Source organism: Wylensekiella montiformis (assembly GCF_009697385.1).
GTDB classification, from domain to species: Bacteria; Bacillota; Negativicutes; order Selenomonadales; family Selenomonadaceae; genus Selenomonas_A; species Selenomonas_A montiformis.
In genome coordinates, this window is sequence record NZ_VUNL01000017.1 from 15,821 (window position 1) to 36,990 (window position 21,170).

The window sequence follows — 21,170 nt, forward strand, 5'->3', positions numbered from 1 at the left end:
AACTTGTTCAACCGGAGTCGGAAGGAGTCGAAACCTTCCCGGATTAAGTTTTCTTATGCGCTGGTTTTGACGATTTCCGGCTTGGCGCCGTCTTCGATACATTCCTTGGTGATGACGACTTTGCGCGGTTCGTCCGATTTGGGGATGTCGAACATGACGTCGAGCATGACGTCTTCGATGATGCCCTTGAGCGAGCGGGCGCCGGTCTTTCGCTGGATGGCTTTGCGGGCGACGGCGCGCAGGGCGTCTTCCTGAAATTCGAGCTGGACGTTGTCCATGGCCAGCAGTTTTTCGTACTGCTTGACCGGCGCGTTTTTCGGCTCGGTCAGGATGCGCAGCAGGGCATCTTCGTCCAGAGTTTCGAGGGTGCAGATCACGGGCAGCCGGCCGATGATTTCCGGGATGATGCCGTACTGCATGAGGTCTTCCGGGCGTACCTGATGAATGAGTTCATCGAATTTTGGCTTTTCGTCTTTTCCCTGCACCTCGGCGCCAAAGCCGATCGAGGAGGATTTGGACAGGCGCTTGGCAATGACGTCCTCGATGCCGACGAAGGCGCCGCCGACGATGAACAGGATGTTTTTCGTGTCGACTTTGATCGTCGGGGCTTCGGGATGCTTGCGCTGTCCGCGGGAGGTGAATTCGACGACGCTGCCTTCAAGCATTTTCAGCAGCGCCTGCTGGACGCCTTCGTGTCCCGGATCGGCGGTGATGGAGTTGTTGGCGCCGGATTTGCGGGCGATTTTGTCGAATTCATCGAGGTAGATGATGCCGTGTTCGGCTTTCTCGACGTCTTTGTCGGCCGCGTAGTAGAGGTTGCGGACGGCGACTTCGACATCGGCGCCGACGAAGCCGGCTTCGGTCAGGCTGGATGCGTCGGTGACGGCGAAGGGGATGTCGAGAAGCCGGGACAGGTGGGAGAGCAGAGCGGTTTTGCCGCAGCCGGATGGGCCGAGCATGATGACGTTGGATTTTTCGATTTCGGTTCCGTCGTTGTTTGTATAGCCGTATTTCATGCGCTTATAGTGGTTGTATACGGCGACCGAGAGGATTTTTTTGGCGCGGTCCTGATTGATGATGTATTCGTCGAGATATTTTTTGATGATATGCGGTTTGTTTTTTGCCAGAATATCATCGAGCTGTTCCGCGAATTCGTGTTTTTCTTCCTGATGGACGGCGCTTTCGTGTTCGTCGAGGAAGTGGTTGATTTCGCGGACGCAGTTTTTGCAGATCGCAAAGCCGGTGTTCGGGTCGTAAATCGGCAGATCGTATTGGTCGCGGACCGTGATGACACGCTTGCAGAAGCTGCATTGGTGCTGGATTGTCTGGTTAGCCATAAAAAACGTCCTTTCTGACATAAAGGGTTTCCCGTTGATTCTGTTGCCTTCTATTATCTTATATCGGGCGGCTTTTTTCAAGCAATGCTTGCAATTTCCCGGCGATGTGAGAAAATAGAACCGTCGGAAAGATGTTGCGGATTGGAGGGGCATTATGAGCGTAAAACTTTTTGTGACGGATCTGGACGGCACGCTTCTGCCGGGAGGGAAAACCGTATCGCCGGAGAATATCCGGGCTGTCCGCGAGGCTGTCCGGGCCGGCGTCACGGTGACGATCGCTACGGGCAGGATGTATCGGGCGGCGCTGCCGGTGGCCGAGGCGCTCGGCGTGGAGGTTCCGATCATCACGTATAACGGCGCGCTGATCCGCTCGACGTCCGGCCGGGTTTATTATCGCAGCGATATTCAGCCCGGGACGGTCCGCCGCGTGGTGGAGTTCTGCCGGATGCGGGGCTGGCATGTTCAGACGTACAGCCGGGATGAGCTTTACTTTGCCGAATACGACGATTATGCCCGGGCCTATGAGCGCGATCAGCAGATTCGGGGGCATGTCGTCGGTTGGGACGGCCTCATGGAGCATACGGAGGAGGTCAGCAAGCTGCTGTCCATCACGGACGGCGCGGAGCAGACGGAGGCCCGCCTGCATGAGCTGCGGGAGGCGTTCGGCCGGGAGGTGTCGCCGGTCCGGTCCAAGGCGAATTATGCGGAGATCATCAATCCGGGTGTCAGCAAGGCGGACGGGATCCGCCGTCTGGCGGAAACGCTGGGCATTGCGGCCGCCGATACCATGGCGATCGGCGATGCGGAGAATGATCTGCCGATGCTGAAGGCGGCCGGCCGCTCCGTGGCGATGGGCAATGCGGTGCCAGAGGTGCGGGAAGCCTGCGATTATGTGACGTCAGAGTGTGAGCAGAACGGCTTTGCCGTCGCTGTTTACCGCTATGTTCTGGGGCGGGAGTGAGTCCCGCCGCCGGGCGACGTATGGACTATCGATATAGAAGGTGAGAATATGCTGGAAAAGATACAGGACGGTCAGAAAACAGGGCAGAAGGAAGATAAGTTCCGTCTGGTTATTGTAACGGGAATGTCGGGCGGCGGCAAAACACAGGCCTGCCGGTATATGGAGGATCTGGGGTATTTTGTCGTGGACAATCTGCCGCCGGTCTTTATCCCGAAGTTTGTGGAGCTTTGCAAGCACGCGGGCGGCCATGTCGGCAAGGTCGTGCTGGTGGTCGATACGCGGAGCCGGGAGTTTTTCGATACGTTTGTTCATATTCTCGAGGATATGAACCGCGATGATGTACCGTATGAGATGCTGTTCATGGATGCGTCCGATCCGGTGATTATCCGCCGCTACAAGGAAACGCGGCGGCGCCATCCGATGGCGCCGTCCTCGCGCATTTCTGAGGGCATCGCCCGGGAGCGTGAGCGCCTCGCGCCCGTGCGGGCAAAGGCTACTTATATTATCGATACGTCAGAGCTGCGCAAGGCGGATCTGCGGGATAAGATTCACCGCATTTTCGGCACCGGCGAGGGCGAGCAGATGAATATCAACGTATTGTCGTTCGGCTTTAAGTTCGGCATGCCGCTCGACGCGGATATGGTGCTGGATGTGCGGTTCCTGCCGAATCCTTTTTATATCGAATCGATGCGGCATAAGAGCGGCGCGGTGCCGGAGGTGGCGGATTATATCGCGCAGTGGCCGGTCACGCAGGAGTTTCTGCGCCATCTTGACGGGATGATTGATTTTCTGGTCCCGCAGTATATCAAGGAGGGGAAGAGCCAGCTGGTCATCGCCGTCGGTTGTACGGGAGGCATGCACCGCAGTGTGTTTATCGCGAAGCATATTTTTGACCGGCTCGGCGCCAAGGGGTATCCGGCCAAATTGGAGCATCGCGACCTCATGAAGAATGATGTCCGCGAACATGTGCGTGAGGAGTGCTGATTATCCATGCATTTATTGAAGTGGCTTTATCCCGGCATGAAGTTCAAGCGATGGCTGTTGCTGTTTTCGGCAGGCGTCATGCTGGTAAGTCTGGGACTGGCCTTGGTCTTTAACTATAAATATCTGGATTATATCGAGGAAGCCATTTTCCGGGCTGTTTATCTCTGGAAAGGCAGTTATAATTATACGTTTTCTACGCTGATCGGCATTGCCGTCGTGGCGTTGGGCGTCGTGCTGATGCTGGTCGCGACGCGGTTCGTCATCCGTTCGGTGATCACGGTCCTGCTGCCGGACAATTCGGAGCGGCTGGTCGATATTATTTATGAAAAGCGCCGGCTGGGAAAGGGGCCGACTGTGGCGGTGGTCGGCGGCGGCCATGGGCTTTCCGTTCTGCTGCGCGGTATCAAGTCGGCGACCAGCAATGTTTCCGCGGTGGTGACGGTGGCGGATGATGGCGGCTCGTCGGGACGTCTGCGCGAGGAGCTGGGCATCATCCCGCCGGGTGATCTCCGCAACTGTCTGGTCGCGCTGGCGGATACGGAACCGCTGATGGAGAAGCTGTTTCAGTACCGCTTCAAGGGGACGAGCGAGCTGGCCGGACACAGCTTCGGCAATTTGTTCATCGCGGCCATGACGGAAGTCACCGGCGATGTGGAAACGGCGCTCAAGGAGTCGTCCAAGGTACTGGCTGTCAAGGGGCAGGTACTGCCCGCCTCCAAGGATCATGTGCGTCTGGACGCGGTCATGGAGGACGGCACGGTGGTCGAGGGCGAGTCGCATATCCCGGAGGTGCACAAGCGGATTCGCCGGGTGCGCCTTTTCCCCGAGCATGCGCAGCCGGTTCAGTCGGCGCTGGACGCCCTGACTACGGCGGACGCCATCATTCTCGGCCCGGGAAGCCTGTATACCAGCATCATGCCGAATCTTTTGGTGGACGGCGTGGCGGAGGCGCTGCGCAAGAGCAGAGCGGTCAAGATTTATATCTGCAATGTCATGACGCAGCCCGGCGAGACGGACGGCTATACGGCATCCATGCACGCCAAAGCGATCATCGACCACGGCGGCAAGGGCGTGATCGACTATATGCTGGTCAATGCGGCGCCGATCTCCCGGGAGATGCAGGCGTATTATGCCGAGCGCGGAGCTTATCCGGTGGAAGTCGACGAGGAGGCAATCAATGCGCTGGGAATCGGCTTTGTGAAGGCGGATATCATCAGCGAGACGGATTTGATCCGTCATGACCCGGACAAGCTGTGCCGGAGCGTGATGCAGATGGTTTACCGCTTTCAGCCCGGTGGCATGGACGGCAAAGACCGGCTGTGACGGTGGAAGGAGGTTGCGTCCATGCCGTCTTTTGCGACAGAAGTAAAAAATGAACTGGCAAGGCTGAATGAGGAGTCTGCCTGCTGTCGTCTGGCGGAGCTGGCGGCCCTTCTGCGTATGAGCGCGGCCATCACGATTGGCCTACATCATACCTTTGGTCTGAATCTCACGACGAAGAACGCGGCCGTGGCCCGCAAGGCGCTGCTGCTGCTGAAAAAGGAGGGCGGCGGCATCCGCACGGAGATCACGGTGCGCCGCTCCCGTCAGCTGAACAAGAATAACGACTATACGGTCCGCGTCATGCCTTCGCCGGCGGTGAATGATCTGATGAAGAAGCTGGGGTTCCTGCAGGGGGACCGTCTGAATATGGAAAACGATATGGGCCTGTTGAAGAAGAACTGCTGCCGCGTGGCGTATTTGCGCGGCGCGTTTCAGGGCGGCGGCAGTGTGAACCGGCCGGAGGCGAGCTATCATCTGGAACTGGTGACGGGGAGCTACGAGCTGGGCAAGCTTTTGCATACCCTGCTGAAGCGCATGAATTTTCCCGCCGGGTTTACGGACCGCAAGGACGTTTATCTCGTTTATCTGAAAGAATGTGACGCGATCATTGACTTTCTGTCCATGATCCGGGCCGCGAAGGCGGCAGAAGCCTTTGAAGTCGCCCGCAATCTTAAGGAGGTGCGCGGGCAGGTCAACCGTCTGGTCAACTGCGAGACGGCCAATCTGCAGAAAACCGTCGATGCGGCCGGCCGTCAGCTGGCGGCGATCCGGGTGCTGGCCCGGACGGGCTGCCTGTCCCGCCTGCCGCAGAAGCTGCAGGCAGCGGCCCGGGTCCGGCAGGAAAATCCGGATGCGAATCTGACGGAGCTGGCCGGGATGCTGGGGATCAGCAAGCCCGGCATGAGCTACCGCATGCGCAGGCTGCAGGAAGAAGCGGCCGCGCTGCCGCAGATGGAACAACGATAATATGAGGAAGAAGGATTCATTTTTGAAGAAAATCAGACGAATTGCGCTGGCAGCAGGATTTCTGCTGCTGGCTTTTCTTTGCGGGCTGGCGTTCCTTCCGGCGCCGGAGGGGATTCCTGTTCTGGAGTATCACATGGTTGCCGATACTTCGCCGGAGGATGGCTGGGCCTATAATGTGCCGCCCGAAGACTTCCGCGATCAGCTGGATTATCTGAGGGAGGAAGGGTATACGGCCATCAGCATGCTCGACTATATGAAGGCGAAAAAGGGCAAGGCCGAGCTGCCGCCGCGGCCGGTGATTCTGACGTTTGATGACGGCTATGAGAGCAACTACACGACGCTCCTGCCGATTCTGGAATCGTACGGCATGAAGGCGACGGTCTATATGGTTACCAACGATATCGGCCTGCCGGGGTATCTGACCTGGGATGAGCTGCGCGATATGCAGGAGCGCGGCATCGAGATCGGCAGCCATACGGCGAACCATCAGCCGCTGACGGAGATGGACCGCAGCAGGCAGGAGGAAGAGATGCGGCTGTCCAAGCTCCTGCTGGAATGGAACGGGATTCATACGGTGTTCAGCTTTTCTTATCCCAATGGCGCATACGACAGCGGCATGCCGGAGCTTTTGGCGCAGAACGGCTATCTGACCGCCGTGACCGGGGATGCCGGACTCAATACGTTTCAGACGGATCCGTATCTGCTGCAGCGCATCAATATCCCGCATCCGCGGTTTGGGCGGATGGAGTTCCGGCTGCGTCTTTTCAAGGCAGCCGTCATGACCCGGTTGGGGATTCGTCAGCATTAAGCAGGAAGCGGAGTGGAGTCAAATGAACAAAGCGAAATATAAACCATGGTTTTTCGGGCTGGCAGCCGGCGTGCTGTCGGCCTGTCTGATGAACACGGCGGCGGCGTCCCGCCATGAGGCCGCGGAGCAGGGAAAGACCGTGGTTCATACGGCGCCTGTGCCGCAGGATAAAGCCCGGACGACGACCTTTAAGGAGCGCATTCAGGCGATTCTCATGGAGGGGCGCAGGAAAACGCGCCCGAGCGGCGAGGTGTGGCGGGAAACGTCGCGGGTTATGCACCAGCTGCCCATGACCTCGCGCGATGAGGGCGGTACGCTGCTGTTTTCGGACAGTCCGGAGTATGTCACGGAGGACGGTGTGCTGTACCGGGACACGGTGCAGGGCGATGCGCGCGTGTTTTACTATCATCTGAATCAGACCGATGTGCCGAAAAAGGTCGCTGTGGTGCTGGATAATGCCTATGACGGGCTGACGACGGTGCGCATCACCAAGGGCGGCTGCGGAGCGCCGGACGAAGATTATTTGAAAGTAGGCAGGACGGTTCAGATGCAGTATTTCGCGCGGGATATGTCGGAGGTTATCGTCCTGCCGCGGGGGATGGGGCGGCTGCTGCGGCCGCAGATGAATGAGATCCTTCTGCAGCCGGGGCAGCTGGTGGCCGGCATGTACGATTTTCATGCCGATCATCCGGTGACCGTTTCGGTTTTGATGCTGCCGGCTGACGGGGATCCGGTCACGGCCTCGCGGAGTCTGCCGGTTTTGCCGAAGGATGCGATGCGCCTGCGGGGGACGTTTGCCGGAATGAACCGGGTGGTGACGGCGGCGAAGACGTACTGCACCGATGAGGACGGTATCATGTATTTCCCGCTGGCGGACAATCTCACGGACAAATACCGCGAGGGGATCGACGCGACAGACGGCAGCCGGGTCGTCAACGAGGGAAATTACGGGATTGTGTATACGATCCGGGTGCCGATGTCCGGTTCACTGGCCGCGCAGTATTATCTGAGTCCTTTGGGCGGAGTCTATGCGGGCGCGATGCAGGTACGGGACGGCGCTGTCGGGCCGAATCTTTTGCCTACGCCGCAGAGCCGCCCGTATTTCGGCGACCGCACGCCGCCGGAGCCGGCCAATGTGGAGTGGGCCAGAGAGCACGGCACGGCCATCCTGGCGAGAAACACCGAGCTGACCGATCTGGGGCTGTATCATACGAGCCAGAAGCCATGCTTTCTGTTTTCTCCGCCCGGAGCGTCCAATCTGCCGGTGAACTTCATCCTCATGCCGGCAAGGGATTCGAAATAAAGGGAAAAAATCCGAAATCGCAGGAAGAAAAAGAAGAAACCGTTGCTTAAGCAAACTTTAATTTGATTTTGATAATTATTTTCAAGAAATTGCTTGCAAAGGATGTTTTTTTATGATAATATTAGCTGTGCCTTGAGAAACGGTTAGAAGCGAGACTGAGGAAACATGGACACTCATGAGGAGCTTCGGCCGGAAGATTAAGGAACCGATTTACTTCTATTTTTTAAAGGAGGAGTTCTTCATGAAAAAGACTCTCGTATCCGCACTGACGACGGCGCTCGTTGTCGGCGCAGCCAGCACGACGTTTGCTGCCGCCAATCCGTTCTCTGATGTACCGGCTGACCACTGGGCTTATGATGCAGTAAGCCAGCTGGCCGCTGACGGCGTCATCGAAGGCTATGGCGACACGACCTTCAAGGGCGACAAGAACATCACGCGTTATGAGATGGCTCAGATGATCGCCAAGGCGATGGCCAAGAACACGGCGACGGGCAACGACAAGGCTCTGCTCGACAAGCTGGCCGCTGAGTTCTCCGATGAACTTAACAACCTCGGCGTTCGCGTGGCGAACCTCGAGCGCAATGCCGACATGGTAAAATGGAACGGCAAAGCGGAGTATACGGCTACGCGTTTCCGTGTGACGGAAGGTGAGAAGAGCGATGTCCGCGACTACAACCTCAAGCTGCGCCTTGAGCCGAGCGCGGAAGTCAACGGCAACTGGCATGTCAATGCCCGTCTCGATGCTGACACGAAGCTCAACACGGATGCTGGCGATGACGACGGCAGCGATAAGGTTACGCTGAAGCGCGTCTGGGCGCAGGGCGACTACACGAACTTCCAGACGAAGCTCGGCAAGTTCGCTCCGATCGACGACGACAGCATCTTCGATACCGAGTTCTCCGGTGCGGAGGTTTCCTTCGGCAAGGCAGCCAAGCTGACGCTGGGCGCAGGCCGCATCCATGCCGCACAGGAGGTCAATACGCCGGTTGATACGGCAAACTACCAGTATGCAGGCCTCGGCTATGCGGCTGGCAAGCTGTCCGTCGGTGCTGACTATCATCACCTGAACAGCGAGGATATCAAGACGGCTTATGGCAACGCCGACACGAACTATAAGAAGGCCGCTACGGATGAGGCCAATATCTGGCTGCTCAAAGGCGCTTATACGTTTGACAAGAACTTCGGCGTGAACGGCTTCTATGCGGAAAACCATGATGCGGATTCCTATGAGAAGGCCGGCAGCGCTGAGCTGACCTACAAGGGCGGCGAGACGGAGAACAAGGGCACCTGGGGTACCTGGGTCGCTTACCGTCACCTCGGCCAGAACGTCGACTTCTACAACACGTTTGATGCGGTAGATGCCGGCCAGAAGGCATGGGAGGTCGGCGCGAACTACGTTCCGTTCAAGAACGTTCTCGCTACGGTTCGCTATGCACAGGGCAAGGAACTGCAGTCCAACAATCAGGTTAAGAACATCTTCGGCCGCGTCGAGCTGTTCTTCTGATTCGAATCCGATTACACAAAAAAGAGAGGTCTGTACCGGGTACAGACCTCTTTTTTGCGTTCGGAAAAAAGAAACGCGGTCAGTGCTGCTCCCGCAGGAAGGCAGGCAGGCGCAGCAGGGTTCGGGAGGCGGCGAAGCCGATCAAAAAGCCGGTGACGAGGCCGCAGGGGCCGAGGACAGGCAGATAGAGGAACAGGCCGGGACTTCCTGTGATGAGGACGGCGAGGGCGAGCTGCCCGATGTTGTGGGCGAAGCCGCCGGCGCAGCTGACGCCAATGAGCGAGAAGCGCGGGCTGCGCCGCAGCAGCGCCATGACCGCGAAGCTCAGCAGGCCGCCGGCTATGCTGTAGATCATGATGCCCGGCCCTCCGCCGAACAGCGAGGCCAGCAGGATGCGGAGCAGCAGGACGGTCAGCGCGTCCTGCCAGCGCGGCAGGATGTACAGGGCCAGCACAGTGATGAGATTGGCCAGCCCGAGCTTGGCGCCCGGCGCGAGAAAGGGGACGGGGATCATTCCTTCGAACAGGAACAGGGCGAGAGACTGCGCGGTCAGCAGGGCAATCCAGATTCGTTTGCGGGTCGGTTTCATCAATATCCTCCGAATCATCAGGGCAGAATGGGTACGGCGCCGTGGTTAGCGCATGCGGATGAGGTCCGGTTCTTCATTGCCGGCATCTCCCTTCACTTCGATGATGAGCCGGTGGGGCAGGCAGGCGATGATGTCGCCGGGACGCGAAGCGCGGCCGGTTTCGACGCAGATTTCGTCCGGGCAGTCCGCTTCGGTCACCGCGATGGTTTCTCCTTCGACGCATATGGTATTGCTGCCGTCCGGGGTCCGGACCGTGAATTCCTCGCGGCCGTGGCGGCCGGAGAGCGGGACGCGGCGGTAAAGATGCCCGTCTACCGTGATGTCGGCGTAGACCGCGCCGCTCCGGCCGCTGAGAAAGAGCAGCGGCGCAAAGGAGAGGCACAGCAGGGTGAGAATGAGCAGGAGATCCGCTCGTTTCAGCAGTTTCGTCATGGTGATGGTTATAGACTTTCCGAAGGGCTTTTGCTATACTTGACAAGAAGACCTTCTAACAGGATCAATGATTGGTAAAGGGAGCGACTATCATGCCAAATCGTGCCGTCTGGGCCGAGATCGACCTGGGTGCTTTGGAAAAGAATTATGAGCAAATCAAATCGCGGCTGAAACCGGAGGTGAAGCTGTGCGCCGTCGTCAAGGCGGATGCCTATGGCCACGGCGCGCTGGCTGTGGCCCGGGCGGCCGTGGCCGCCGGCGCGTCGTATCTGGCCGTGGCGACTTTGTCCGAGGGGATTGCGCTGCGGCAGGCCGGTTTTACGACGCCGATTCTGCTGCTGGGGCTGGTCATGCCGGAGGAGGCGGCAGATGTCGTTTCCTTTGGGATCACGCAGACGGTCTGCAGCGCGGAGCTGGCGGCGGCGCTTTCCCGTGAGGCGGTGCGCCAGAAGAGAACGGCCTGCGTTCATTTGAAGGTGGATACGGGCATGGGCCGGATTGGTGTGCGCCCCGGGGAGATCGGCGCGCTGGCTGCGCAGATTGCGGCGATGCCCGGAATCCGCATCGAGGGGATTTTCTCGCATTTCGCGATGGCGGACTGCCGGGACAAGAGCTATACGGAAAAGCAGCTGGAGGCGTTCCGTCAGGCTGTCGCCGCCGTGGAGGCACAGGGGGTCCATCCGTCCATCCGCCATATCGCGGAATCCGCGGCGATCCTTGAGATACCGGAGGCGCAGTTCGATATGGTACGGGCCGGCGTGATTCAGTATGGCCTGTGGCCGTCCGATGAGGTCACGCATCCGATTGCGCTTCATCCCGTCATGAAGCTTCAGGCGCGGGTGGTCTGGCTCAAGACGCTGCATAAGGGCGAAAGCATCGGCTACGGGCGGGCTTTTGTGGCAGAGCGGGAAAGCCGCATCGCGACGCTTCCCGTCGGTTATGCTGATGGCTACATCCGCGCTTACGGCCCGAAGGGCTGCGTGGAGATACGGGGCCGCCGCGCGCCGATCGCGGGGCGAATCTGCATGGATCAGGTTATGATCGATGTCACGGATATTCCCGATGTGAAGATCGGCGATACGGCGGTGCTGTTCGGCAGCCCGTCGCTGACGATTGACGAGGCTGCGGGATGGCTGGGAACGATCAATTATGAGGTTCCGTGCCTGCTGTCCCCGCGCGTTCCGCGGGTCTATGTGCATCATGCGGAATGATCGTATGGCCGAAGGCGCGGCAGGAGCCTTGGCGTATTCGGCCCGTCAGTTGAGCTGACGCTTCCAGTATTCCAGATCGGGGGCGTTGAGCGGCAGATCGATGGTTTGCCCATTGTCATAATAAAAGCGGAAGCGGACACTGTCCGCTTTTTTTATTGCGGGAAGGCTGGCGCGCGGCAGCTCGACAAACAGCTTGTTTTCTTTCTGCCACGGATGGTCTTTGTCCGTTCCGGCCGGCGATTGCTTTACGGCGGCTTTCATCTCCCAGGCATCGCCGTCGGTGTATAAAATGGCGTCAGGCTTCATGCGGGCGCTGTCGTAGCGCCAGTCCCACAAGGTGAGTATCGCGCCTTCCAGATAGCCCTGTTCGTTATGGGAGGATTGGAAGTCGATGCGGCAATAGGAGGAGAGGCTGTCTGCGCTGCGGTGGTCGATGCTCCAGATGAAGGAGAGGCCGAAAATGCCGGCCATCATGCAGAAAAGGCCGATGGACAAAAGAATATTGCGAAAGGTGAATGGTATGGTTTTCATGCGTCCTCTTCCTGTCTGAATGTATCGCGGAGCGCCTGCTGCTGCTCTTCGTTGATGGTAATCTTGCCGCGGTTCAGGCTGATCAGGCCGGCTTCCCGGAGCTTGGACACGCCGCGGTTGACGGTCTTGACGCTGGTGCCGATGTCGTCGGCGATCTGCTGGCGGCTGGTGTGCAGGATGAACAGATCGGTCTGAATCGTGCCGAGGCGCTTGATGAGATAGGCGTGCAGCCGATCAAGACTCGGCAGGAACTTGACGCGTCCCGCTTCGTTGGAGGTCGGGTACATTTTCGCCGCCAGCAGCTGGGCGACGGCCAGAGCAAATTCATTGTCGGAGCGCATCCACTGCAGGAAGGTTTCCGCGCTCATGGCGATGACCTCACAGGCGGAGACGGCTTCATTGGAGGCCGCATAGCTTTTCTGTCCGGCCAGCACCTCAAGGTCGCCGATGAGGTCGGGGACTTCGAGTGAGCCGAAGGTGAATCGCTGTCCGCTCGCGAATTCATTGCTGACGCGCAGACTGCCTTTGGTCAGCAGAAAGACGTGGTCGGCTAGTTCTCCCTTGCGGACGACGGATTCCCCGGGCAGGAAAACGCGCCGGGTGGTCTGCCGCCGGATGGAGTCGGGCATGTGATCGAGCATATAGTCGAGCTTCATGGTAACAGGATGTCCTTTCTTTATGATTGTTCACTGCGTTGCATTGCTTCTGTATCTTTATATATTTGACTTCGGGGGCGGATTTCCCTGCCGATTTTGTCTGAAGCGTGTTCAGAATAATGGAAAAAGAAAAAAACAGGGACAGGTAAGACAGATGTCCTTTTCTTTTTTTGCCGGAATGTGTAGACTAAGTGATGTAAACAAGAAGAAATGGGAAGGAGACCGGAGGAATGAAGCGATGGTTCGATGGCGCACTGGCGGACCGCAGGGCCTGTCAGCGTGAGGTAATTGCGGGAATCACTGCATTTTTTGCCATTTCCTACATCATCATTGTCAATCCGCTGATTCTGGCCGACGCGGGAATACCGGCGGAGCTTTCGGTCTTTGCGACGATTTTTTCTTCGGTGATCGGCTGCCTGCTTATGGCTTTCGTGGCCGATGCGCCGATTGTCCTGACACCGGGAATGGGGATCAATGCGTTCTTTACGTATACGATCTGCGTCAGCATGGGCCTGCACTGGCAGGAAGCCATTGCGATTTCGCTGGTGTCCGGCCTGATCTTCGTGTTTGTGGCCTGTACGAAATGGTGCATCCGTCTGAGTCAGGCGGTGCCTTCCTCGCTGAAATGTGCCATTACCGCCGGTATCGGATTGTATCTCGTGGAGATCGGTCTGGAGAAGGCGCAGCTCATTCAGCGCGGGACGAATTCCATCATCGAACTGGGCAGCCTCACGAATCCGGTGGCTCTGCTGGCCTTGTTCGGTCTGATTCTGAGCCTTGCGCTTTATCTGCGCAATGTGATGGGGAGTTTTTTTCTGGCAATCATTGCGACCAGTATCGTCGGCTATTTTGCCGGCATCCATGATGCCGCGCCGATGGAGCTGAATCTCGGCAATCTTGCCTTGTACCCGCAGCTTTTGCTGCAGGCGGATTTCACGCATCTTTTGAGCATCCCCTTCCTGCTGGCGGTATTCTCCATGTCCATGATTATGATTTTTGAGACCATGGGCCTGTTGGAGGGCATCTTGCCGGATCAGAGCAAATTCAAGAAAACCTTCGAGGGCTCGGCGTTTACGACGATGTTCTCGGGTCTTCTGGGCACCAGCCCGACAGTGGCTGCCGCCGAGAGCGCGGCAGGCATTGCGAGCGGCGGCCGTACCGGGCTTATGGCCCTGACGGCGGCTGTGCTGTTTGCCCTTTCTCTTTTCTTTATCCCTCTTCTTTCCTATGTACCCCAGGCTGCCATCGCGCCGGTCATTATTATCACGGGCGCCATGATGATGCAGCAGCTGCAGTATGTGGAGTTTAATGACTTCTCGGAGTGGTTCCCCGCCTTTCTGGTTGTCGTGCTGATCCCCTGGTCGGGCAGCATTTCCACGGGTCTTGCCTTTGGTTTTACAGCATATCCCCTGTTGAAGATCATGAACGGGCGGATTCGCGAGGTCCACGTACTGGGGTACGGGTTAGGCTTTCTTTTCCTTTTGAACCTTGTTTTCCAGTCAGGGTTCTGAAAGCAATTAACATAAAGCTTCTTGACAAAAGGCTTCGGCTGATTCCTCCAAAATCGCCCGAAGCCTTTTGTCGTATATTGTTTTGTAGTATAATAGCAGGGAGCCGGCGCAGAGAGCATGAACAGGAGGAATTTTGTGAAGCACGATATAGGCGCATTTCTTTTCGATATGGATGGCGTGATCATCGACAGTGAGCCGATTCATTCCCGCGTGAAGATGGATACTTTCCGTCATTTCGGGCTGTCGTTTGATGAACGGGATCTGGTCCGGTATATGGGGCGAACCAGCGAAGCGATTTTCAGCGAAGTGCTCGCCGCATCGGGGCGCAGGGATCTTTCGGTCAGCGATTTGACGGAGTATAAGCATCAGCATTATCTGGAAGTGCTGAAGAGCGGGGAGATCGAACCCGTCCGCGGGGCGGTCGAACTGATCCGCGCTCTCCATGCGGCGGGGATCCCGCTGGCGCTGGCGACTTCTTCCTGGTCCGTCGTGATGGAGACGGTGCTGGACCGTTTCGGTATACGGTCTTGCTTTCAGTCGGTGCTCTCAGGCGGGGATCTGCCCAAGAGCAAGCCGGATCCGGCGATTTACCGCATTTCGGCCCGGCGGCTTGGCGTGGAGCCTGAGCGGTGCGTTGTGCTGGAGGATACAAAAAACGGCATTCTTGCTGCCAAGAATGCCGGAATGTACTGTATTGCCTATCGCAATCCGCACTCCGGTCAGCAGGATCTTTCTCTGGCCGACCGGATCGTGGAGGATCTTGCGGAACTGCGGTTGGACACATTGTGACGGGGCGGTTTTGCCGGGTCAGATGATGGGGAAACGCTCGACGGCCCCATAGCAGATATACGCGCTGGCTTCTGTGGGATCGCCTTCCAGAACAGCCTGACGCACGGCCGGAAGATCGCTTTCCTGTATCCGGATCCGGCCTTCGGCCTGCTCCTGTTCGATTTTTGCGAGCAGCGCACGGCGCGCTCCCTTCAGATCGCGGTAGATTTCCTGATTGTAAAACAGATTCATGGATTGCTGGCTTTTTTCTTCGTCGCAGTTGAAGAAAATGTAAGCATACTTCTCTTTCATGATAAATCCCCCTCGCTGATGATGTATACCTGAGGACTGCTTTTACGGCGGTTCCATCGGTACGATAAGACCCTGTTTTACGGGCCGGTTTCCAGCGGGCGGGGGAAGGATGTTTCCCTTCGCCCCGCCTGCTTATGCGGAAACCTTTTTTTATTATACCACAGTTGTTCTGTCTTGATAAATCGCGCCGGCATTGTCGGATAAGCCGGATACAATGATAGATAATAATAAAAACGAAATCGGTTGACAAATAAAATCGGATAGAGTAAAGTGAAAACCGTATAGAGTTGTTTGAAATTCATAGCAATTCACAACGAAATGCGGGAGGGACAGGTCATGGCGATTATCAGAAAGGAACCGTTCGGCAGGCTCAGCGACGGTCGGGCGGTTGATCGGTATACGCTTCGGAATACGAAGGGGACAGAGGTCGGAGTGATCACTTATGGCGCTCGGTTGGTCAGCTGGCGTATTCTGGGGCCGGGCGCAAAGTTTCTGGATGTCGTACTCGGTTATGCCAATGCCGCATCCTATGAAAAGGACGATACGGCGATGGGCGGGGTGGTCGGCCGTCATGCCAACCGCATCGCCGGAGGGCGGATTGTCTTGAACGGCAGGACGTATCAGCTCGAACGCAATACGGGCTCACATGGGCAGAATCATATTCACGGCGGGTTCCACGGGTTCCATGATCAGCTTTGGACGGCGGAAGAAGCGTATGAGGGCGTACTGCTGACGTATCACAGCCGGGACGGCGAGGGCGGCTATCCCGGGAATATGACGGTGAAGGTACTGTATTCGCTCTCCAATGACAATGAGCTTTCCATTCAGTATGAGGCCGTGAGCGATCAGGATACGATTTGCAACCTTACGAATCATACCTATTTCAATCTGGATGGGTATCAGGCCGGGCCGGTGCTGGACCAGAAGATACAGATTTTCGCTGACCGCTATACCTGGGCGGATGCGGAGTCCCTGCCTGACGGGCGCATCCTTCCCGTCGACGGGACGCCGATGGATCTGCGTCGGCTGACGCGCATCGGCGATCATATTGACGATGATTTTGACGAGTTGCAGATGGGCTGCGGCTACGACCATAACTGGTGCATCAAGGATGAGCCGGCCGTGTCCGGCCTGAAAAAAGCGGCCTATGCGGCGTCCGGGCGCAGCGGACTGACTCTGACCTGTTATACGACGCTGCCGGGTGTGCAGTTTTATACGGGCAATTTTCTAAAAGGCGGGATACCGGGAAAGCATGGCGTGGAGTTTCAGCGCCGCACCGGTTTTTGTCTGGAAACCCAGTATTATCCGAATGCACCGGCCAATCCGGGGTTTCCGCAGCCGATCCTGAAAAAAGGCGATACCTGGAAGGCGCAGACGGTCTATGTCCTGCGGCCGGAAGATTGAGGAGGAATAGAGATGGAAGGCAGATATACGATGACATTTCCCGACTATACGATCGGGGTGGAGGCCTATGAGAAGGTCCGGGAGGTTTGCCCGCGCTATGGGAAAAGCGTGGTCGTCATCGGCGGGCGGCGCGGCATCGAAGCCGCGCAGGAGAAGCTGACCAAGGCGGTGGAAGGCGTCGGCCTTGAGTTTACGGGATTCCTGCTGGCCGGCGGGGAGACTTCCTATGAGAATATTGATAAGCTCCGGGAGGACCGTGCGGTGCAGGAGGCGGATATGATCTTTGCCGTGGGCGGCGGCAAGGCGATAGATACCGCCAAGCAGGTGGCGCACATCCAGCATAAGCCGTTCTTTACGTTCCCGACGGTGGCGGGCAGCTGCGCAGCTGCGGACAGCATCGCGACGATTTACTATGAGGACGGCAGGTTCCGGGAATATGCGTATTCCAATAAGCCGCCGGTTCATGTATTCCTCTGCACGCGCATGCTGGCTCAGGCGCCGGTGGAGTATCTGCTGCGCGGCATCAGTGATACCATGGCCAAATATTATGAGGCGCAGATCGCCGCGCGCGGCAGGAAGGTGTGCCACCGCGACGGAATGGGACTGGCGCTCTCCCGCATGTGTCTGGAACCGCTTTATGCCTATGGCGAACAGGCTGTGGCGGACAACCGGGCGCATGCCGCGACGCCGGCTTTCGAGGAGGCTGTGCTGTCCATCGTCATGACCAGCGGACTGGTGTCGAATTTTGCCGCTCCGCAGTATAACGGGCATATCGCGCATACCTTATTTACGGAACTGACCAATTTGTCGGCCGGGGAGCAGTGCCATCAGCACAGCGGGCTGGCCGCTTACGGCATTTTGCTGCTGCTGCTCTGCGACGGACAGCAGGAGGAGTTCCGGCGTTTCTTCGATTTCTGTCAGAAAATCGGTCTGCCAACCTGCCGCAAGGACATCGGAGCCAGCGAAGAGGACATTCACCGCGTGTTTCAGGCAACGGAGAAGCATCAGGATGTCAAAGTCATGCCCTATAAGATCACGCAGGATATGCTGCATGAAGCAGCGGAAAAGCTGGAAGCCTGTCAGGAGAAATAAAACGCGGGGAAACAGGTAAAACGGTTTCCATTGGATCGCTCCTCAATCAATAATCCGCATCTATTGAAACAATAGGTGCGGATTATTGATTTTTGCGGAAAAAGGGACAAAAGGACAGAGTTAGCACAATTTGGGATAATTTATGACAATAATAAAATCAACCGAAAATAGTAGACAAAAAAACGAAAAAAGTATACAATGTACTTGTCGAACGGGAAGAAGCAATAGCGAATAATAGCGTTTTCCGTTATCCTAAACCAGTCAGGGAGGCAAGACAATGAACATTCATGAGTATCAAAGTAAGGCGATCCTGAAATCCTATGGGGTAAACGTACCGAACGGGATGCCGGCCTTCAGCGTCGAGGAAGCCGTAAATCATGCAAAGGAAATCGGTTCCCCTGTCGTGGTCGTCAAGGCACAGATTCATGCCGGCGGCCGTGGAAAGGCCGGCGGTGTCAAGCTTGCCAAGAGCCTGGATGAAGTCAGGCAGTACGCGGAAGAATTGCTGGGAAAAACGCTGGTCACGAAACAGACGGGCCCGGCAGGGAAGAAAGTCAACCGTTTGCTGATCGAGGAAGGCTCGAAGATCAAGAAAGAATATTATTTGTCCTTTGTCATCGACCGTCAGACGGCCCGCGTCGTCATGATGGGCTCCGAAGCGGGCGGCATGGAGATCGAGAAGGTCGCGGCGGAAATGCCGGATAAGATCATCAAGGAATATATCGATCCGGCCATCGGACTGGCTCCGTTCCAGGCAAGCCGCATGGCGTATGCGATGCATTTCCCGCAGCCGGCGATCCGCAAGGTGACGAAGCTCATGGGCTGCCTGTATCAGGCGTTTGTCGGCAAAGACTGCTCGCTGGCGGAGATCAATCCGCTCGTCGTTACGGAAGATGACGATGTCGTTGCGTTGGATGCCAAACTGAACTTTGATGACAGCGCGCTGTTCCGCCATCCGGATGTGGAAGCGCTGCGCGATGAGAGTGAGGAGGATCCGAAGGAGCGCCGCGCGGCGGAGGCGGGCCTCAATTATGTCAATCTCGGCGGCGATGTGGCCTGCATGGTCAACGGCGCGGGACTGGCGATGGCGACAGTCGACATCATCAAGTATTATGGCGGTGAGCCGGCGAACTTCCTCGATGTCGGCGGCGATTCCACGCCGGATAAGATCGCGGAAGCGTTCAACATCATGCTGGACGGCGGACAGGCCAAGGGCATTTTTGTCAACATCTTCGGCGGCATCAACAAATGCGATCTGGTGGCGGAAGGCATCGTCGAGGCGGCGAAGATGATTTCTTCGGACGGCAAGAGCCTGCCGGTTCCGGTTGTCGTTCGTCTGGAAGGCACCAATGTCGAGCGCGGCCGTGAGATTCTCAAGAATACGCCGATCGAGAACGTCATCATGGCGCCGACGATGGAAGGCGGCGCAGAGCAGATCGTCAAGCTGGTTAAAGAAGCGGAACATGCGTAATTTTGCCTGAGGAGGCCTGAATCATGGGAATTTTAGTCAATAAAGATACGAAAGTCATTGTCCAGGGCATCACGGGCAAAGCTGCGACTTTCCATACCAAGCAGATGCTGGCATACGGCACGAAGATCGTGGCCGGCGTCACGCCGGGCAAGGCCGGGCAGAAGGTTGAGGGTGTGCCGGTATTTAATACGGTCCGGGACGCAGTGGACGCAACAGGCGCGACGGCATCCGTCGTCTATGTGCCGGCAAGGTTCGCCGCTGACTCCATCATGGAAGCCGTTGACGCCGGCCTCGATCTGGTCGTCTGCATCACGGAGCATATTCCGGTGCAGGATATGGTCAAGGTCCGCCGCTATATGGAAGGGAAAAAGACCCGCCTCATCGGGCCGAACTGCCCGGGAATCCTTACGACGGATGAATGCAAGCTGGGCATTATCCCCGGTTATATCCACAAGAAGGGGCATGTCGGGGTAATTTCCCGCTCCGGAACGCTGACGTATGAAGCGACCTTCCAGCTGTCGGCGGCCGGAATTGGCCAGACGACGGCGATCGGCATCGGCGGCGACCCGGTCAAGGGAACAGATTTCATCGATGCGCTGAAGCTGTTCAAGGACGATCCGGATACGAAGGCTGTGCTCATGATCGGTGAGATCGGCGGCAATGCCGAGGAGGATGCAGCCCGCTGGATCAAGGAGAACATGCCGGATAAGCCGGTCGCGGCCTTCATCTCCGGCCGTCAGGCGCCTCCGGGCAAGCGCATGGGCCATGCCGGCGCCATCATCAGCGGCGGCAAAGGCACTGCGGCCGATAAGATCAAGGCGCTCAATGCCGTTGGCATTGAAGTGGCGGACACTGTGGCGCATATCGGAGAGACCGTAGTCAATACGCTGAAAAAAGCGGGCATCTACGACGAATGCCATACCTGCTGACTGCAGGCCCTGCACATCCTGCGGCAAAACGCGGGAAGCCGGATGTTCCGGCAGATCATATGAAACCACACCAAAAGAAGGCGCTGCCCGGATGGACAGCGCCTTCTTTCTTTTTATGTGAGGGGGGAGCTTCAAATTATGCAATCGAATGAATCGGAATCTGCTTTGGCGCTTCTTCTTTCGGCGCCGCAGCCTTCGGCATGGTGACGGTCAGAATACCGTCCTTGAAGGTTGCGTCGCATTTCGATTCATCGATGTTGTCGATGTAGAAGGAACGGCTCATGCTGCCGTTGTAGCATTCACGGCGGATGTAGCTTCCTTTTTCATCTTTTTCTTCCTTGACATCTTCTTTCTTTGTGGCAATGGTCAGATAATTATCCTTGTAGGAGAGACTGACGTCGTCTTTTGTCAGGCCCGGCAGTTCTGCTTTGAGTTCATAACTTGCGCCGTTGTCTTTGACATCGACGTGGAAGGACCTGCCAGTGAATCCGGCGTCGCTGAACAGACTGGAAAGCGGCCGGTTCATGAAATCGAAGAGGCGATCGAAGTCGTCTTCTGCTGCCAACTCATTTCTCATACCAAACGGAACTAACCCAAACATAAAATCGATCCCCTTTCATAAGATTTGTATCGGATGGGCGAAGCTTCGGAGCCCGCGCCCCGGTGTTCTTTCCGGGGGGCTTTCCCTTGCTTCAATTCTTATTATACTCCTAAAGGTCAAAAAGTCAATAGGTTAAAATATCAAAAATAATTTTTTTTTGCCGGAAGCGCAATGCTTATCTGCCCCGGGATTGCTTGACTTCCTCTGATTCAGTCAGTACAATTTAAGAGGAATACTTTCGGCTTTTGCCGGGGAGGTGAGGAAAATTTCTTTCTGGAAACAATATGGGAAGAAGATTTCCAATGCAGGGATCGTGCTGCTGGTTGCTTTGGCCGTATGGGAAAAGGCGCGAAGCGGCGGAGCGGATTCGTTGTTCCGGGAACAGGATTTGTATATTCTGATCGGGGCAGTGCTGGCGATGGTTCTGCTGCGCTGGTTTGCCCGGCGCCATACTCATAAGAAATAGCGCATTCTTTT

Annotated in this window: 22 protein-coding genes; 15 read left to right on the forward strand and 7 right to left on the reverse strand. The window is 57.0% G+C overall.

Annotated features, from left to right (window positions below; all coding sequences use genetic code 11):
* Positions 1-53: 53 nt before the first annotated feature.
* Positions 54-1,337 (reverse strand): ATP-dependent Clp protease ATP-binding subunit ClpX, encoded by a 1,284-nt coding sequence (gene clpX, locus FYJ78_RS11915; RefSeq protein WP_154621613.1) that lies wholly within the window; start codon positions 1,335-1,337, stop codon positions 54-56.
* 154 nt (positions 1,338-1,491) lie between these two features.
* On the opposite strand from clpX, the gene FYJ78_RS11920 reads away from it, so the two are divergent.
* The 7 genes from FYJ78_RS11920 to FYJ78_RS11950 all read left to right on the forward strand — a co-directional run bounded on the left by FYJ78_RS11920 (position 1,492) and on the right by FYJ78_RS11950 (position 9,186).
* Positions 1,492-2,298, forward strand: a complete 807-nt coding sequence (locus FYJ78_RS11920; RefSeq protein ID WP_154621614.1) for a Cof-type HAD-IIB family hydrolase — start codon at positions 1,492-1,494, stop codon at positions 2,296-2,298.
* A 48-nt stretch (positions 2,299-2,346) separates the two neighbouring features.
* Complete coding sequence (gene rapZ, locus FYJ78_RS11925) at positions 2,347-3,282, forward strand: RNase adapter RapZ (protein ID WP_154621615.1); 936 nt, start codon at positions 2,347-2,349, stop codon at positions 3,280-3,282.
* A 6-nt stretch (positions 3,283-3,288) separates the two neighbouring features.
* Entirely contained in the window at positions 3,289-4,605 is a 1,317-nt protein-coding gene (locus FYJ78_RS11930; protein WP_154621616.1) for a gluconeogenesis factor YvcK family protein, read from the forward strand.
* A gap of 21 nt (positions 4,606-4,626) precedes the next feature.
* On the forward strand, positions 4,627-5,571 hold the full coding sequence (gene whiA, locus FYJ78_RS11935) for a DNA-binding protein WhiA (RefSeq protein WP_154621617.1): 945 nt from the start codon (positions 4,627-4,629) through the stop codon (positions 5,569-5,571).
* A 22-nt stretch (positions 5,572-5,593) separates the two neighbouring features.
* Positions 5,594-6,379 carry a polysaccharide deacetylase family protein gene (locus FYJ78_RS11940; protein ID WP_408014471.1) on the forward strand — a complete coding sequence of 262 codons (786 nt, stop codon included), beginning with the start codon at positions 5,594-5,596 and terminating at the stop codon, positions 6,377-6,379.
* Between the two features lie 22 nt (positions 6,380-6,401).
* Positions 6,402-7,682 carry a copper amine oxidase gene (locus FYJ78_RS11945; protein WP_154621619.1) on the forward strand — a complete coding sequence of 427 codons (1,281 nt, stop codon included), beginning with the start codon at positions 6,402-6,404 and terminating at the stop codon, positions 7,680-7,682.
* Between the two features lie 241 nt (positions 7,683-7,923).
* Positions 7,924-9,186, forward strand: a complete 1,263-nt coding sequence (locus FYJ78_RS11950) for an S-layer homology domain-containing protein (RefSeq protein WP_154621620.1) — start codon at positions 7,924-7,926, stop codon at positions 9,184-9,186.
* Between the two features lie 79 nt (positions 9,187-9,265).
* Here the strand turns inward: FYJ78_RS11950 and FYJ78_RS11955 are convergent, their stop codons facing one another.
* Together FYJ78_RS11955 and FYJ78_RS11960 are read right to left on the reverse strand one after the other, a co-directional pair.
* A complete protein-coding gene (locus FYJ78_RS11955) occupies positions 9,266-9,775 on the reverse strand; it encodes a Gx transporter family protein (protein ID WP_154621621.1) in 510 nt (169 codons plus the stop codon).
* A 45-nt stretch (positions 9,776-9,820) separates the two neighbouring features.
* On the reverse strand, positions 9,821-10,207 hold the full coding sequence (locus FYJ78_RS11960; protein ID WP_235900053.1) for a NusG domain II-containing protein: 387 nt from the start codon (positions 10,205-10,207) through the stop codon (positions 9,821-9,823).
* 92 nt (positions 10,208-10,299) lie between these two features.
* Between FYJ78_RS11960 and alr the strand changes: the two genes are divergently transcribed.
* Positions 10,300-11,418 (forward strand): alanine racemase, encoded by a 1,119-nt coding sequence (gene alr, locus FYJ78_RS11965; RefSeq protein WP_154621622.1) that lies wholly within the window; start codon positions 10,300-10,302, stop codon positions 11,416-11,418.
* A 45-nt stretch (positions 11,419-11,463) separates the two neighbouring features.
* On the opposite strand, the gene FYJ78_RS11970 is transcribed toward alr, so the two are convergent.
* Positions 11,464-11,949 carry a hypothetical protein gene (locus tag FYJ78_RS11970; protein WP_154621623.1) on the reverse strand — a complete coding sequence of 162 codons (486 nt, stop codon included), beginning with the start codon at positions 11,947-11,949 and terminating at the stop codon, positions 11,464-11,466.
* Entirely contained in the window at positions 11,946-12,590 is a 645-nt protein-coding gene (locus FYJ78_RS11975; RefSeq protein ID WP_235900055.1) for a Crp/Fnr family transcriptional regulator, read from the reverse strand. Before FYJ78_RS11975 ends, FYJ78_RS11970 begins: the two co-directional genes overlap by 4 nt.
* Positions 12,591-12,835: 245 nt before the next feature.
* Here FYJ78_RS11975 and FYJ78_RS11980 point away from each other — a divergent pair, with 245 nt between their 5' ends.
* Both FYJ78_RS11980 and FYJ78_RS11985 read left to right on the forward strand, forming a co-directional pair.
* A complete protein-coding gene (locus tag FYJ78_RS11980) occupies positions 12,836-14,116 on the forward strand; it encodes an NCS2 family permease (RefSeq protein WP_154621625.1) in 1,281 nt (426 codons plus the stop codon).
* A 135-nt stretch (positions 14,117-14,251) separates the two neighbouring features.
* Positions 14,252-14,905, forward strand: coding sequence for an HAD family hydrolase (locus FYJ78_RS11985; RefSeq protein ID WP_328597721.1), 654 nt, complete (start codon positions 14,252-14,254; stop codon positions 14,903-14,905).
* An 18-nt stretch (positions 14,906-14,923) separates the two neighbouring features.
* Here FYJ78_RS11985 and FYJ78_RS11990 read toward each other — a convergent pair whose 3' ends face one another.
* Positions 14,924-15,196 carry a hypothetical protein gene (locus FYJ78_RS11990; RefSeq protein ID WP_154621627.1) on the reverse strand — a complete coding sequence of 91 codons (273 nt, stop codon included), beginning with the start codon at positions 15,194-15,196 and terminating at the stop codon, positions 14,924-14,926.
* 336 nt (positions 15,197-15,532) lie between these two features.
* Here FYJ78_RS11990 and FYJ78_RS11995 point away from each other — a divergent pair, with 336 nt between their 5' ends.
* The 4 genes from FYJ78_RS11995 (at position 15,533) to sucD (ending at position 20,092) form a co-directional block, all read left to right on the forward strand.
* On the forward strand, positions 15,533-16,600 hold the full coding sequence (locus FYJ78_RS11995; protein WP_154621628.1) for an aldose epimerase family protein: 1,068 nt from the start codon (positions 15,533-15,535) through the stop codon (positions 16,598-16,600).
* A gap of 12 nt (positions 16,601-16,612) precedes the next feature.
* Positions 16,613-17,692 carry an iron-containing alcohol dehydrogenase family protein gene (locus FYJ78_RS12000; RefSeq protein ID WP_154621629.1) on the forward strand — a complete coding sequence of 360 codons (1,080 nt, stop codon included), beginning with the start codon at positions 16,613-16,615 and terminating at the stop codon, positions 17,690-17,692.
* A 277-nt stretch (positions 17,693-17,969) separates the two neighbouring features.
* The gene (gene sucC, locus FYJ78_RS12005) at positions 17,970-19,163 is read left to right on the forward strand and encodes an ADP-forming succinate--CoA ligase subunit beta (RefSeq protein WP_154621630.1); all 1,194 of its coding nucleotides are present in this window, start codon (positions 17,970-17,972) and stop codon (positions 19,161-19,163) included.
* A 23-nt stretch (positions 19,164-19,186) separates the two neighbouring features.
* Entirely contained in the window at positions 19,187-20,092 is a 906-nt protein-coding gene (gene sucD / locus FYJ78_RS12010; RefSeq protein ID WP_154621631.1) for a succinate--CoA ligase subunit alpha, read from the forward strand.
* A gap of 136 nt (positions 20,093-20,228) precedes the next feature.
* On the opposite strand, the gene FYJ78_RS12015 is transcribed toward sucD, so the two are convergent.
* On the reverse strand, positions 20,229-20,693 hold the full coding sequence (locus FYJ78_RS12015; RefSeq protein WP_154621632.1) for an Hsp20/alpha crystallin family protein: 465 nt from the start codon (positions 20,691-20,693) through the stop codon (positions 20,229-20,231).
* A 256-nt stretch (positions 20,694-20,949) separates the two neighbouring features.
* Between FYJ78_RS12015 and FYJ78_RS12020 the strand changes: the two genes are divergently transcribed.
* Positions 20,950-21,159: a hypothetical protein gene (locus FYJ78_RS12020; protein ID WP_154621633.1), complete on the forward strand. Its 210-nt coding sequence runs from the start codon at positions 20,950-20,952 to the stop codon at positions 21,157-21,159.
* Positions 21,160-21,170: the final 11 nt, after the last annotated feature.

Excerpts from the sequence above, each read along its gene's own strand:
- clpX (WP_154621613.1), bottom strand. The coding sequence starts at position 1,337 with ATGGCTAACCAGACAATCCAGCACCAATGCAGCTTCTGCAAGCGTGTC.
- FYJ78_RS11920 (WP_154621614.1), top strand. The coding sequence starts at position 1,492 with ATGAGCGTAAAACTTTTTGTGACGGATCTGGACGGCACGCTTCTGCCG.
- rapZ (WP_154621615.1), top strand. The coding sequence starts at position 2,347 with ATGCTGGAAAAGATACAGGACGGTCAGAAAACAGGGCAGAAGGAAGAT.
- FYJ78_RS11930 (WP_154621616.1), top strand. The coding sequence starts at position 3,289 with ATGCATTTATTGAAGTGGCTTTATCCCGGCATGAAGTTCAAGCGATGG.
- whiA (WP_154621617.1), top strand. The coding sequence starts at position 4,627 with ATGCCGTCTTTTGCGACAGAAGTAAAAAATGAACTGGCAAGGCTGAAT.
- FYJ78_RS11945 (WP_154621619.1), top strand. The coding sequence starts at position 6,402 with ATGAACAAAGCGAAATATAAACCATGGTTTTTCGGGCTGGCAGCCGGC.
- FYJ78_RS11950 (WP_154621620.1), top strand. The coding sequence starts at position 7,924 with ATGAAAAAGACTCTCGTATCCGCACTGACGACGGCGCTCGTTGTCGGC.
- FYJ78_RS11955 (WP_154621621.1), bottom strand. The coding sequence starts at position 9,775 with ATGAAACCGACCCGCAAACGAATCTGGATTGCCCTGCTGACCGCGCAG.
- FYJ78_RS11960 (WP_235900053.1), bottom strand. The coding sequence starts at position 10,207 with ATGACGAAACTGCTGAAACGAGCGGATCTCCTGCTCATTCTCACCCTG.
- alr (WP_154621622.1), top strand. The coding sequence starts at position 10,300 with ATGCCAAATCGTGCCGTCTGGGCCGAGATCGACCTGGGTGCTTTGGAA.
- FYJ78_RS11970 (WP_154621623.1), bottom strand. The coding sequence starts at position 11,949 with ATGAAAACCATACCATTCACCTTTCGCAATATTCTTTTGTCCATCGGC.
- FYJ78_RS11975 (WP_235900055.1), bottom strand. The coding sequence starts at position 12,590 with ATGCTCGATCACATGCCCGACTCCATCCGGCGGCAGACCACCCGGCGC.
- FYJ78_RS11980 (WP_154621625.1), top strand. The coding sequence starts at position 12,836 with ATGAAGCGATGGTTCGATGGCGCACTGGCGGACCGCAGGGCCTGTCAG.
- FYJ78_RS11990 (WP_154621627.1), bottom strand. The coding sequence starts at position 15,196 with ATGAAAGAGAAGTATGCTTACATTTTCTTCAACTGCGACGAAGAAAAA.
- FYJ78_RS11995 (WP_154621628.1), top strand. The coding sequence starts at position 15,533 with ATGGCGATTATCAGAAAGGAACCGTTCGGCAGGCTCAGCGACGGTCGG.
- FYJ78_RS12000 (WP_154621629.1), top strand. The coding sequence starts at position 16,613 with ATGGAAGGCAGATATACGATGACATTTCCCGACTATACGATCGGGGTG.
- sucC (WP_154621630.1), top strand. The coding sequence starts at position 17,970 with ATGAACATTCATGAGTATCAAAGTAAGGCGATCCTGAAATCCTATGGG.
- sucD (WP_154621631.1), top strand. The coding sequence starts at position 19,187 with ATGGGAATTTTAGTCAATAAAGATACGAAAGTCATTGTCCAGGGCATC.
- FYJ78_RS12015 (WP_154621632.1), bottom strand. The coding sequence starts at position 20,693 with ATGTTTGGGTTAGTTCCGTTTGGTATGAGAAATGAGTTGGCAGCAGAA.